Genomic DNA, 14,062 nt, shown 5'->3' with positions numbered 1-14,062 from the left:
ATTATTTTAATGGAAAGGTGAAATTATGCAGAAATCAATTGCTTCAAATATTTTTTATAAAATACTGCTCAACACGTTTAATATTATACTTCCAATTTTAGTTGGTCCTTACGCATATCGAACATTAGGGGCCAATTCAATCGGAACCGTTAACATTGCTGAAACTTTTTTCAATTACTTCTTCGTGTTCGCCGTATTTGGTGTATATCAATATGGTTTACGTGAAATTAGCTTAATTAAAAACGATAAAAAGAAAGTTTCTAAGTTATTTACAAGTCTCTATGTAATTAACTTCACAACTAGTATTTTAGCTTTATCAGGCTTTGTGCTCTTTAGTTATATTGGATACGGACATGAAAGTTTATTTCCTGTTCTTCTTATTTTCGGTTTTAATTTTATATCTAACATGTTTTATGTGGAATGGTTCAATGAGGCATATGAAAATTATGACTTCATCACTAAAAAAACAGTTATCGTTCGATTAATCTATGTCGTACTTCTTTTCTCTTTCATTCATGGGGTTGACGATTACAAAACATATGCTGGTTTATTAGTATTATCGACATTTTTAAACCACTCTATTAGCTTTATATATGTGAAACGCCAAGTGAAATTTGATTTTTCCGACTTAACAATTATTCCTCATTTAAAACCGTTACTATTAGTCTTGATTTTTTCAAATGCTAATATTTTATATACTCAATTAGATCGTCTTGTTTTAGGGGTATATGTTGGAAAAGAAGAAGTTGCATATTACGTAATGGCTTTTCAAATTATGATGATTATTAATACACTTATGTTAAGTGTTGTACAAGTAACCGTTCCAAGACTGTCTTATTTATCAGGAAACGCGTCTGAAATGGAATATGAGTCTTTACTAAATAAAATTTCAAAAGTATATTTCATTACCCTATTCCCTGCCGCAATTGGTTTAATGCTCATTGCTCATGGAGCTGTTGTTATTTACGGTGGACAACAATTTGCTGAGGCTGGTAATACATTAATTGTTTTCGCCTTCTATATGATTACAGTCGGTATTGAGTCCATTTTATCGAATCAAATTATTTATGTGAAAAAGAAAGAAAGCATTTTAGTGCGATTTTTATTCATTTGTGGATTTATCAACTTGGCATCCAATATTGCATTAATATTCTTCCATATACTTACACCAACAACCGCAATTTTCACAACAACAATTGCGAATTGTTTCTTAATCACATTTGAATATATTTATGTGAAAAAGAAATTAAAAGTGAATTATACGTTATTTGATATACAAAAACTTAAATATCTATTTTATTCCCTAACATTTGTCCCCATAGCATTCGTTATTGATATGATCGTATCTGGACAAATACTACAAGTTATCCTAGTCATAATAACGTGTGGATTAACGTATGCCCTTATCCTCTTTATAACAAAGGATGAAATTCTCTTTTCACTACTTGAAAAGATATTAGCACGATTCAAAAAAGCTTAAACTCAATCTCTAAAAGGAGCTGTTAAACTTGAAATTTTCTTTAATCATGGCTACTTGTGGCAGACGTGATGATATTCTTGACTTACTAAAATCACTTGAACAACAAACTTACAAAAACTTTGAACTTATCGTAGTAGATCAAAATGATACGCCAATCTCTGATTTATTTGATGAATATAAAGATAAATTTTCTATTAACTACATTTATACACCTATTAAAGGGCTATCGAGAGCTCGAAATGCAGGATTAAAAGTAGCAGATGGTGATTTCATCGCTTTTCCAGATGATGATTGTATTTATGAAACAAATGTTTTAGAGAGTATATTAGAAACTTTCAACTCTAATAAAGATGTTCATTTCATCTCGACAAACACTACAAATGTTGAAGGTACAGGTTCTTTAATACACGCACCGAATACAGACATTATTTTAAATAATAAGTATGGATTCATGGGGCCTTCTTTCACACTATTCTTCACAAAACAATTTGTACAAGCTGTAGGTACATTTGATGAAGATTTAGGTGTTGGTTCTGGCACGATTTATGGAGCTGGTGAAGAAACTGACTTTGTACTACGTGGGATGAAACAAAATTACACTGGTTTATTTAGAAAAGATCTGTTCGTATATCATCCTGTAAAAGAGGAAATTATTAATGAACAATCATTAAAACGTGCTATTTCTTATGCTGGTGGTTTTGGTAGGGTTATTCGCTTACACTATGGATTCCCTTATTTCATACGTGCTGTCGCTGCCGCAACATTCCGTATGACACAAAACATTTCTAATGATAAGCGTAAATTCCACGCAAATCGCTTACGCGGTATTGTTCGTGGATATTTAAAATAAAAAATAAGGTGTAACCACTTTTATTAAATGGTTACACCTTATTTTTTTATTTCTCTTGCATCGCTTGTTTCTTGCAAAGCAACCCATCATTCTTTTGTAATCGCATACCTTGCTTGTCAGTTACATTATATATTTTTGAAATGATAGCATTATATCCAAGAATTTAGTATCATGATTCAAGACACTATTTAGAAATGAACGGAGGACATTATGAGCTTATTAACTGTTGAAAAATTAGGCCATACATTTGGTGATCGTACATTATTTAGAGATGTATCCATGCGCTTACTCGCAGGAGAACACGTTGGATTAGTCGGAGCAAACGGTGTTGGTAAATCAACATTTATGAATATAATTACTGGTCAGCTTATCCATGACGAAGGTCGTGTAGAATGGACACCTGGTACAAATTACGGTTACTTAGACCAACATACGATTTTAACACCTGGTCGCACGATCCGTGACGTATTAGCAGATGCATTTTTACCTTTATTTGAAAAAGAAAAAGCTTTAAATGAAGTTGCAGAAAAAATGGGAACTGCTACACCAGAAGAATTAGAGGAACTTCTTGAACAAATGGCAGAAATTCAAGATGCCCTTGAAGCAGGTGGCTTCTATTTATTAGATATTAAAATTGAAGAAGCAGCGCGCGGCCTTGGAATTGATGCAATTGGTCTAGATCGTGATGTTGCGGCATTAAGTGGTGGACAACGTACAAAAGTATTACTTGCAAAGTTACTACTTGAGCAACCAGAAGTATTACTATTAGATGAGCCTACCAACTATTTAGACGTTGAACATATCCATTGGTTAACAAGTTATTTAAAAGAATATCCACATGCATTCCTATTAATTTCCCATGATACGGAATTTATGAATAAATGTGTCGATGTTATTTTCCATCTAGAATTCACAAAAATGACGCGTTATACAGCAACATATGAAAAATTCTTAGAGCTGGCAGAAATCAATAAAAATCAACATATCAATGCTTATGAAAAGCAGCGAGAGTTTATCAAAAAACAAGAAGATTTTATTGCAAAAAATAAAGCCCGTTACTCAACAACAGGCCGTGCAAAGAGCCGTCAAAAACAACTTGATCGCATGGAACGTATCGATCGTCCTGAAACAGCTATTAAGCCTGAGTTCTCCTTTAAAGAAAGTCGTGCAAGTAGTCGATTTGTCTTCGAAGGGGAAAATGTAGAGATTGGATATACACATCCGTTATTACCGAAATTAACAATGACAATTGAACGTGGTGAAAAAATTGCAATTGTTGGATGTAATGGTGTCGGTAAGTCAACACTGTTAAAAACGATTTTAGGTAAGATTAAACCATTAAGCGGAAAAACAAGTCTTGGTGACTTCTTAAACCCATCATACTTCGAGCAAGAAGTAAAAGCTGATAATATAACACCCATTGATGATGTTTGGAATACATTCCCTAGCTTAGACCAGCATCAAGTACGTGCAATGTTAGCGAAATGCGGTTTAAAAAACGAACATATCTCTCGTCCACTGAATCAATTAAGCGGTGGCGAACAAGCAAAAGTTCGTTTATGTAAACTAATGGGTGAAGAAAGTAACTGGCTACTCTTTGATGAGCCAACAAACCACCTTGATGTTACAGCAAAAGAAGAGTTGAAAAAAGCGATGAAAGCATACAAAGGAACAATTCTTCTTGTATGCCACGAACCAGACTTTTATGAAGAGTGGATAACAAAAACTTGGGATGTAGAGAAATGGGCCCAAGAAAATTCTTAATCCCCTAAAAAACATCCCTTTACACTGCTATTTAGCGTGTAAAGGGATTTCGTTTTAAAATAAACATACAGTATGATAAGGAGTTTTTAGTAATGCAACGTACATTCCCCCTAAAGCTTAATATACTTTTTGTAAAGTGCTTATTAGTACTATGTCTAATTATTTCTGCTGCTATAACGTGGCAATCAATAGTCGTAATTCAAGAAAAAACTGACACACATTCCTTTATTATCATCCCGATTATTATTCTAATAGGCCTTCTATTTTTGCTTATTGGCTATATTTCTAATAAGTATATGTCTACATTTATATTTACCGTTTCACTTATTGTTTTAGCTTTTTCTGTTCGATTAATTTGGGTTCTCTACGTTCCAACTCCTATCGAATCAGATTTTTCAGTGATGTACAATAGTGCTATTCAAGCTACTAAAGGCGATTTTAGTTTTGCACAAGATGACTATTATACTTCATGGGTTTATCAACTTGGATTTACAATGTACCAAGCCCTCATTATTAATTTATTCGGTGAAGGGCCTTTCCTTCTAAAACTTTTAAATATAATGTATTGCACAGGAACAACCTTGCTAATTTACAAAATAACTTCATATGTTTTTAATGAATGGTCTGGAAGAATGGCTGGATTACTATATGCATTATATATCCCAAGCATTGTAATGAGCTCATTACTAACGAATCAACATATTGCCACATTCCTATTTTATCTTGGGTTTTATTTATTAATTACAAAAGGCCTAACCCATAAATATATGTGGATTTTTATAGGGATCTCCCTAGCTTTAGGAGATATTATGCGTCCACTTGGCGCTTTAGTTTTGATTGCAGTAGCTCTTTATGTCTTTTTACAAGGTATATTAGGAAAATCAAAACAGGATATTTTAACTTCTATAAAAAAATTGTCTGGGATTTTCATCATTTTTTACCTTGTTCATTACATTATAAGTTCTTCATTTATATCTGCCGGAATTACCCAATATCCGCTATCTAACAGGGATCCTCTCTGGAAATTCACCGTAGGACTTAATCACGAAACAAGAGGTGGATATTCTTCAGCAGATGTAGAATATGTTATGTCCTTTGAGCTTGGAAAAGAACGAGAAGCCGTTGAGAAGAAATTGATTCAAGAGCGACTAGCTGATCCACAAAAGGTTTTATCTTTATTTAGTGATAAATTCACGATTATGTGGGCAGATTATGATTCCGCCCCAGTATGGAGTCTGGCAACACTAAGTAACASAGAGAATGATATGGTTACCTTGCAAGACGACCTTAAGACATACGATAAATATATATATATTACAACTATGTTATTTGGCACGTTAGCAACTTTTTATCTCATACTAACTAAGCAAAACAACACACATTACACACTATTTTTATTATTAATAATTGGCTATATAACGATTCACTTCTTAATCGAATATCAAACAAGATACCGATACTTTATCATCCCTAGCTTTACAATCATTCAAAGTTATGGACTATATGTAGTTTATCGTCTCATGTCTAAAAGAAAGACTACAAAAATATAAGATAAGGCCAAATAAAAAAGGCATGAGCTCGATGCAATACCGAGCTCATGCCTTTTTATTTATATCCTTTTTTTATTGTAAATATGATTAATGCCAAAAGCAGCTAAAAAGATCATAGGTATTGTAGCCGAATAATGATATCTCGGTGCTACTTCTACTATCATTTGTGCCATTGTTAGCCCAATCGTGTATAAACAAATAATGAGAAGTGAAGATTTATTTTTATTTTTTATAGCTACTAACGCCCCGAACAGTGAAGTAGCTAGTAAAAAGTAATAGAAAACATTAGAAATTATAGTATATCGTACTTTATGATCCATAATTGGATCTGCATATTTAACAGCTTGATCATCGTTCCCTAAAAAGATAATAAATTTATCATACATTAGTTTCCCGAAATCTATATCATCGTTTTTTATTCTCTTTTTCGCTTCTTCAAGCATTTGCTTTTGAACGTCCTGAGCACTCCATCCTGGTTGACCACTATAATGATATAGTAATGCTGAATCTCCTGGATTCCATGTTCCTGAAGCTCCCTTATTAAATCCTACATGAATATTGTATCCCGGCACTGTTGCTATCTCTTCACCTAAACGTAATGTTACATAATGATTTACCGCCGAAGACATCATTAAGTATCCAATAATGATAACCCCTACATATGCCACCTTGTTAATAAGTAGCTTTTTATTCCCAATATGCTTTGTATCTATAATAAACATCCATATTGCTAGGGCTATAATTGGCACTGCTGCAATTGGTCTTGCCATATTTATTAATACAAGTAATGCAGCTACTAGAATTGAATACATAAGAACCTTTGCAATCGTTATATTTTCAATTTTATCATAAACAATTATCATAATTGCCCAGGCCAATAACAATATTGTACAATACAACGGTTCTGAAAGTGCAAACATGTTATACATCGTTTGTGATGGCAAGAGAATCCATAAAACACTTGCTGTTATCGCTGTTCTCACTCCACCAATTCTTCTAGCTATAAAATATATTAATCCCATCGATATTGTAGTTAAAACAACATTAATAATTGGCGGAATCATAAAGTTTGCCCCAAATATTTTCAGGAAGATACTTAAGAATGAAGCATATCCAAAAATATGTGGAAATAATGCAACATATCTATCATGAATAACAAAGTTGTCACCTAATGCTTTTGCCGTATTAAAAAAGGCTTCATAATCACCAATCGGATCAATCTTATATGTAAGAATCCACGCTGTTTTCACTGCTACACAAATAATTAGCAGTACAAAAAAACATATTTTTTCATTTACTCTTTCAAGGTATAGCGATCCACTGCTAAGTATAAAGTTTCCAATTGTACATAATAATAAAACTCCAACTAATATCATTACATAATTATATTTTTGAGTATCTGAAAAATAATCAAAAATTAATATTGCAACGAAAAAGCTATAAATGCCGTATATGGCACGTGTAGAAAAGGTTGAAAACAATCCAGAAAAACGTTCCAAAAAAACTCACTCCTTAACATATTTATATGGGAAAACATTATATTTCCTAAAAAAATTACACTACCAGCTACTATACATTAATATTATCATGATTTCCATGTTTGCTTTTATATTTCCTAGTATACCAATTTAAAATAATCATTTTTATTATGAACAGATTTATTTTATATCCTAAAATGATATCTACCCAAAACATATAACATATTAGCATAAACTATGATATAATTGATAGTTGTTATGTACGAACAACCTTTTTACATTCCTGTTTTATTTATATATTTTATAAAGTTGAGGATACTATTATGGAGAAACTCTTAAAGTTTGGTTTAGTAGGAATCTTTAATACACTCATTACAATTATTAGCTTTTGGATATTATTAAAATTCGGGATGAACTACCTTATTGCGAATACCATTGCCTATTTAATTGGTGTTGCCAATAGCTACTATTGGAATAAAAATTGGGTGTTTAAACCTAATAATAAAAGCACGTCAATGTTCTTTAAATTTCTAACTGTAAATTTAATTGTATTGGCTTTTAATACATTATGTTTATTTATATTAGTAGATAAACTTACTTTTAATGCATTAATTGCACAGATCTTCGCAATTGGTGTCGGAATGGTTATAAACTTTGTCCTTAATAAAATTTGGACATTCAACCAAACCGAAAAGGCTACTAATTAAACTTGAACAACTTATTAAAAATACGGAGGATACAACATGCAAAAATTAATTTCGGTTGTAGTTCCTATGTACTTCGAGGAAGAAGTAGCACAGGAATGTTATAACCGTTTAAAGTCCGTTATGCTTCAAAATGATATTAATTACGAGTTTGTCTTTGTAAACGACGGTAGCACAGACCGTACAATGGAAATCTTATCTGAGATTGCAGCAAATGATTACCGTACAAAAATCGTTAATTTTGCACGTAATTTTGGACACCAAATAGCCGTTACAGCTGGTATTGCTGCTGCAAAAGGTGACGCTATTGTAATTATCGATGCAGACTTACAAGATCCACCTGAAGTTATTCCTGAACTTATTGCAAAATGGGAAGAAGGATATGAAGTTGTTTATGCGAAACGTAAACAACGTAAAGGTGAAACTTGGTTTAAACTTTTAACAGCTAAATATTTCTATAAATTCTTAAACTACATGTCTGATATCGATATCCCAAAAGATACTGGTGATTTCCGAATCATCGATCGCAAAGTAGCTGATGTTTTCAATCAAATGACTGAACGAAATCGCTTCATCCGCGGTATGATGTCTTGGGTTGGCTTCCGTCAAACGTATGTTGAATATGAACGCGATGAGCGCTTTGCTGGTGAAACAAAATATCCATTAAAGAAAATGATTAAATTTGCATCAGATGGCATTATTGCATTTTCAACAAAACCATTACGTATCGTTATGACTTTAGGCTTATTATCAGTTCTTATTTCAATAATCGTCTTACTATATACAATTACTGTAAAAATTATTGGCACTGGTACGCAAACAGGTTGGGCATCTATTATGGTTGCTATTACATTCTTTAGCGGTATTCAGTTACTTGGTCTAGGAATCGTTGGCCAATATATTGCTCGTATTTATGACGAGAGTAAAAACCGTCCGATTTATATCGTAAAAGAAACAATCAATATTGAGCAAGAAGAGACTACACAAACAAAAGAAAAAGTGAATGCATAATAAAAAAGGTAACAATGAAAACCATCATTGTTACCTTTTTATATTGTAATACCCCATAATCCTCAAACGAAATTCTTTTAAATTTGGATATATCTCTAAATTAGATAACATTCCTTGAATGACCGGTATCCTTGGATTTTGCAATCTCATTTCTGCCTCCAAAACATCTAATGTAACAAGCAATTCCTCATCTTCTAGTTGATCAGCTAATGTGCGTTTAAAAACAATAATTTCTTTTAAAAAGTGTTCCTTAACCTGCTCCTTACTAAGCTCTGATTTGCAAAGAAATTCCCCAAGCTTTTCTTCATGTAACACAGGTTCTTCCGAAGATTCTACCAATCCATCTACTAAATCATCTACTCTTTTCAAAATAAATGCAGAAACGTAAGATAAGTCAATTTCTGGTGCTTGTAAAATGATTAGTTCTAAATATCCACGGCATATACCTTCTACCATAATGACTAAATCTAATAAATAAGGCATAACCTTTTCACCATAAATAGACAATAAACTATTCCGATAAAATGCATGAGACTCTAACTTCATCCTCATCATAAACTCTTCTACTTCTTTATTAAAAGGTATAGCATTTTCCCTCGCATGCATAATAATAAATTCTTTATGCTTTTGTATATCGTTAAACTGACAACGCAATTGCTTTGCAAATTTTTCACGCGGCAATAACGATTCATTTTCAATATCCAGCATTTTATTTTGAATCTTGTCATAGTAATATCGAAGTGTTGCTAATAAAAGCTCATCTTTCGATTTAAAGTATAAATAGAAAGCTCCCTTAGATATGCCACAAGCTGTCACAATTTCCTGTACTGATGTCGCATTTACACCCTTAGTCGCAAATAACTTCATAGCCATCTCTATAATTAAGCGCTCTTTTTCTTTCATATCATGTCTCTCCTAAATTTAATCTCGCATCTTATTATGAATTTATTATACCATCCCTTTTCATTGACGACTGACCAATCAGTCAGTTATATTATGTATTAGACTGACCAGTTGGTCAATACAATACAAAGGGAGCGCAAACATGAACAAAATTATTAATTTCTCGTTAAAAAATAAGTTCGCAGTTTGGCTACTAACCATTATTGTTACCATTGCAGGTATTTATTCTGGGCTGAATATGAAGCTGGAAACAATTCCTGATATTACAACACCTGTTGTAACAGTAACTACGGTTTATCCTGGTGCTACACCAGAAGAAGTAGCTGACAAAGTTTCAAAACCGATGGAAGAGCAACTACAAAACTTAAGTGGTGTAAACGTTGTTAGTTCATCATCTTTTCAAAACGCATCTTCTATTCAGGTAGAATATGATTTTGATAAAAATATGGAAAAGGCTGAAACAGAAATTAAAGAAGCTCTCACAAATGTGAAACTCCCAGAAGGTGTAAAAGACCCGAAAGTTTCACGTGTAAACTTCAATGCCTTTCCAGTTATTTCGTTAAGCGTAGCAAGTAAAAATGAATCTTTAGCTGCCTTAACTGAAAATGTAGAAAAAAATGTTGTTCCCGGATTAAAAGGACTTGATGGGGTCGCATCTGTTCAAATTTCAGGTCAACAAGTAGATGAAGTACAACTTGTCTTCAAGAAAGATAAGATGAAAGAATTAGGTTTAAGTGAAGATACAGTAAAAAATGTAATTAAAGGATCGGACGTATCTTTACCACTTGGCTTATATACATTTAAAGACACAGAAAAATCAGTTGTTGTAGATGGAAATATTACAACAATGAAAGCATTAAAAGAATTAAAGATCCCAGCTATACCTTCATCACCGAGCGGTCAAGGTAGTCAAAACGCTGGAGCTGGTACACAAACACCGCAAATGAATCCAGCGGCTATGAACGGGATTCCGACAGTTACATTAGATGAAATTGCTGACATTAAAGAAGTCGGAAAAGCAGAATCTATTTCTCGAACAAATGGAAAAGAAGCAATTGGAATTCAAATTGTGAAAGCTGCTGACGCGAATACTGTTGATGTTGTAAATGCAGTGAAAGATAAAGTAAAAGACCTTGAGAAAAAATATAAAGACTTAGAGATTATTTCAACATTCGACCAAGGTGCACCGATTGAGAAATCAGTAGAAACAATGCTGAGCAAAGCTATTTTTGGTGCTATATTTGCGATTGTTATTATTATGCTGTTCCTACGAAATATCCGAACAACATTAATCTCTGTCGTTTCCATACCACTTTCTTTATTAATTGCTGTATTAGTCATAAAACAAATGGATATTACGCTTAATATTATGACACTTGGAGCAATGACAGTCGCTATTGGACGCGTTGTTGATGACTCCATTGTTGTTATTGAAAATATTTACCGACGAATGTCGTTATCAGAAGAGAAACTGCGCGGAAAAGATTTAATTCGTGAAGCTACGAAGGAAATGTTTATCCCAATTATGTCTTCTACCATTGTAACAATTGCTGTATTCTTACCGCTTGGACTAGTAAAAGGTATGATTGGTGAAATGTTCTTACCATTTGCCTTAACTATCGTCTTCGCTTTATTAGCATCGTTACTAGTAGCAGTTACAATCGTGCCGATGTTAGCTCACTCTTTATTTAAAAAAGAGAGCATGAGGGAAAAAGAAGTACATCATGAAGAAAAACCAAGTAAATTAGCAAACGGGTATAAACGCATACTTGCATGGGCTTTAAATCATAAAATCATCACATCAAGCATTGCTGTCCTTCTATTAGTTGGTAGTCTTGCACTTGTGCCAATTATCGGTGTAAGTTTCTTACCATCTGAAGAAGAAAAAATGATCATTACAACGTACAACCCTGAACCAGGTCAAACGTTAGAAGATGTTGAAAAAATTGCAACGAAAGCTGAGAAGCACTTCCAAGATAATAAAGACGTCAAAACAATTCAATTCTCATTAGGTGGCGAAAACCCAATGAGTCCTGGTCAATCAAATCAAGCAATGTTCTTCGTGCAATATGATAACGACACGAAAAACTTCGAAAAAGAAAAAGAGCAAGTCGTTAAAGATTTACAGAAGATGTCTGGAAAAGGCGAATGGAAAAACCAAGACTTCGGAGCGAGTGGCGGTAGTAATGAAATTAAACTATACGTTTACGGAGATAGCTCGGAAGACATTAAACCTATTGTCAAAGATATTCAAAATATCATGAAGAAAAATAAAGACTTAAAGGATATTGACTCTAGTATTGCAAAAACGTATGCAGAGTACACTTTAGTCGCAGATCAGGAAAAACTAAGTAAAATGGGTCTAACAGCTGCACAAATCGGAATGGGACTTTCTAATCAACATGATCGACCTGTTCTGACAACAATTAAAAAAGACGGTAAAGATGTCAACGTATATGTCGAAGCTGAAAAACAAAATTATGCAACAATCGATGACTTAACAAATCGTAAAATTACAACGCCACTTGGTACTGAAGTGGCTGTGAAAGATGTTATGACTGTAAAAGAAGGGGAAACTTCGAATACAGTGAAACACCGCGATGGCCGTGTTTATGCAGAAGTAAGTGCAAAACTAACATCTGATGACGTTTCAAAAGCATCTGCCGCTGTTCAAAAAGAAGTAGATAAAATGGATCTTCCTTCCGGTGTAGATGTTTCTATGGGCGGTGTTACAAAAGATATTGAAGAATCATTCAAGCAACTTGGCTTAGCGATGTTAGCTGCGATTGCCATTGTATACTTCGTTCTTGTCGTTACATTTGGCGGTGCCCTTGCACCATTCGCAATTTTATTCTCGCTACCATTCACAATTATCGGAGCTCTTGTTGCCTTATTAATCTCTGGTGAAACGTTAAGTGTCTCTGCAATGATTGGTGCACTTATGTTAATCGGTATCGTTGTAACAAACGCAATCGTGCTTATCGACCGTGTTATTCATAAAGAAAATGAAGGTCTATCAACACGTGAAGCTTTATTAGAGGCTGGTGCTACACGCCTTCGCCCTATTTTAATGACTGCAATTGCAACAATCGGTGCTCTTATCCCACTTGCATTAGGATTTGAAGGTAGCGGCTTAATTTCTAAAGGACTTGGTGTAACAGTAATTGGTGGATTAACAAGTTCAACGTTATTAACACTTCTTATTGTTCCAATCGTTTATGAAGTATTAAGCAAGTTCAAAAAGAAAAAAGCAAAATAACAAAAAATAACCTCGCAGTTAGCGAGGTTATTTTTTATTCCCAAATACGACTAGAAAATCACCATATCCTTCTCTCTCTAATTCCTCTTTTCGGATAAATCGAAGGGCTGCGGAATTAATACAGTAACGAAGACCATTTGGTCCTGGGCCATCCGGGAATACATGGCCTAGATGTGAATCTCCCTCTTTGCTTCTCACTTCCGTACGCGTCATATTATGACTGACATCCATTTTTTCTTTCACACTTGCTGACATAACTGGCTTCGTAAAGCTAGGCCATCCACACCCGCTATCAAATTTATCTAAAGAAGTAAATAGCGGTTCACCTGAGACGATATCTACATAAAGTCCTTCTTCTTTATGATTCCAATATTCATTTTGAAAGGGTGGCTCAGTTCCATTTTCCTGTGTTACATAAAACTGCATCTCATTGAGTTTTTCTTTTAAATGAGTATTATCTTTTGGCCAATGTTGTTTAATAAAAGCATCTCGTCCCGATCCTTTACGGTATAACTCATAGCGGAATGTATTTTTCTTATGATATCCTTGGTGATAGTCTTCAGCTGGATAAAACGTAGCTGCTGGTAATATTTTTGTAGCAATTGGTTTTGAAAAGCGTCCACTCTTTGCAAGCTCTTCTTTTGAAGCCTCTGCTTTTTTATGTTGTTCTTCATTGTGATAAAAAATTACTGTTTCGTAAGACTGTCCACGATCGTGAAATTGTCCTCCTATATCAGTCGGATCAATTTGTCTCCAATATATATTTAATAACTCTTCATACGGCATTTTATTTGCATCAAATGTAATTTGTACTGCCTCATAATGTCCCGTCGTTTCTGAACATACTTCTTTATATGTTGGACTCTCTTTATAACCACCTGTATAACCAGAAACAACCTTTATAATTCCTTCCATCTCTTCAAATGGCGAAACCATACACCAGAAGCACCCTCCAGCAAATGTAGCTAACTCTACCTTTTCATTTACAGCCATTATTTCACCCCTATTCTATCTTCTGCTTACAGTATGGCATAAAAAACATCATGTTATAAAAGAAAAAGCA

General features: G+C 33.7%; 10 protein-coding genes. 7 read left to right on the top strand and 3 right to left on the bottom strand.

Annotation, left to right across the window (positions count from 1 at the left end; all coding sequences use genetic code 11):
- Window positions 1–25: 25 nt before the first annotated feature.
- The 4 genes from AC1DMU_RS15580 (at window position 26) to AC1DMU_RS15565 (ending at window position 5,644) form a co-directional block, all read left to right on the top strand.
- The gene (locus AC1DMU_RS15580) at window positions 26–1,480 is read left to right on the top strand and encodes an oligosaccharide flippase family protein (protein WP_087981894.1); all 1,455 of its coding nucleotides are present in this window, start codon (window positions 26–28) and stop codon (window positions 1,478–1,480) included.
- 28 nt (window positions 1,481–1,508) lie between these two features.
- Window positions 1,509–2,330 (top strand): glycosyltransferase family 2 protein, encoded by an 822-nt coding sequence (locus AC1DMU_RS15575; protein WP_087981893.1) that lies wholly within the window; start codon window positions 1,509–1,511, stop codon window positions 2,328–2,330.
- Window positions 2,331–2,540: 210 nt separating this feature from the next.
- Window positions 2,541–4,094: an ABC-F family ATP-binding cassette domain-containing protein gene (locus tag AC1DMU_RS15570; protein WP_087981892.1), complete on the top strand. Its 1,554-nt coding sequence runs from the start codon at window positions 2,541–2,543 to the stop codon at window positions 4,092–4,094.
- A gap of 92 nt (window positions 4,095–4,186) precedes the next feature.
- Window positions 4,187–5,644, top strand: a complete 1,458-nt coding sequence (locus AC1DMU_RS15565) for an ArnT family glycosyltransferase (protein ID WP_476941528.1) — start codon at window positions 4,187–4,189, stop codon at window positions 5,642–5,644.
- 59 nt (window positions 5,645–5,703) lie between these two features.
- Here AC1DMU_RS15565 and AC1DMU_RS15560 read toward each other — a convergent pair whose 3' ends face one another.
- Entirely contained in the window at window positions 5,704–7,143 is a 1,440-nt protein-coding gene (locus AC1DMU_RS15560; RefSeq protein WP_088065071.1) for a glycosyltransferase family 39 protein, read from the bottom strand.
- A gap of 302 nt (window positions 7,144–7,445) precedes the next feature.
- Here AC1DMU_RS15560 and AC1DMU_RS15555 point away from each other — a divergent pair, with 302 nt between their 5' ends.
- Complete coding sequence (locus AC1DMU_RS15555; RefSeq protein WP_000413281.1) at window positions 7,446–7,829, top strand: GtrA family protein; 384 nt, start codon at window positions 7,446–7,448, stop codon at window positions 7,827–7,829.
- Window positions 7,830–7,865: 36 nt separating this feature from the next.
- Window positions 7,866–8,837 carry a glycosyltransferase family 2 protein gene (locus AC1DMU_RS15550; protein ID WP_001170707.1) on the top strand — a complete coding sequence of 324 codons (972 nt, stop codon included), beginning with the start codon at window positions 7,866–7,868 and terminating at the stop codon, window positions 8,835–8,837.
- Between the two features lie 30 nt (window positions 8,838–8,867).
- Here the strand turns inward: AC1DMU_RS15550 and AC1DMU_RS15545 are convergent, their stop codons facing one another.
- Window positions 8,868–9,740 carry a TetR/AcrR family transcriptional regulator gene (locus tag AC1DMU_RS15545; protein ID WP_088065072.1) on the bottom strand — a complete coding sequence of 291 codons (873 nt, stop codon included), beginning with the start codon at window positions 9,738–9,740 and terminating at the stop codon, window positions 8,868–8,870.
- Between the two features lie 142 nt (window positions 9,741–9,882).
- On the opposite strand from AC1DMU_RS15545, the gene AC1DMU_RS15540 reads away from it, so the two are divergent.
- Complete coding sequence (locus tag AC1DMU_RS15540; RefSeq protein WP_088065073.1) at window positions 9,883–12,999, top strand: efflux RND transporter permease subunit; 3,117 nt, start codon at window positions 9,883–9,885, stop codon at window positions 12,997–12,999.
- A gap of 27 nt (window positions 13,000–13,026) precedes the next feature.
- Here AC1DMU_RS15540 and msrB read toward each other — a convergent pair whose 3' ends face one another.
- Window positions 13,027–13,992 (bottom strand): peptide-methionine (R)-S-oxide reductase MsrB, encoded by a 966-nt coding sequence (gene msrB, locus AC1DMU_RS15535; RefSeq protein WP_088065074.1) that lies wholly within the window; start codon window positions 13,990–13,992, stop codon window positions 13,027–13,029.
- Between the last annotated feature and the right edge of the window lie 70 nt (window positions 13,993–14,062).

Source organism: Bacillus sp. 01N45, assembly GCF_056399205.1.
This window is presented reverse-complemented; position numbering and strand designations above follow the sequence as displayed.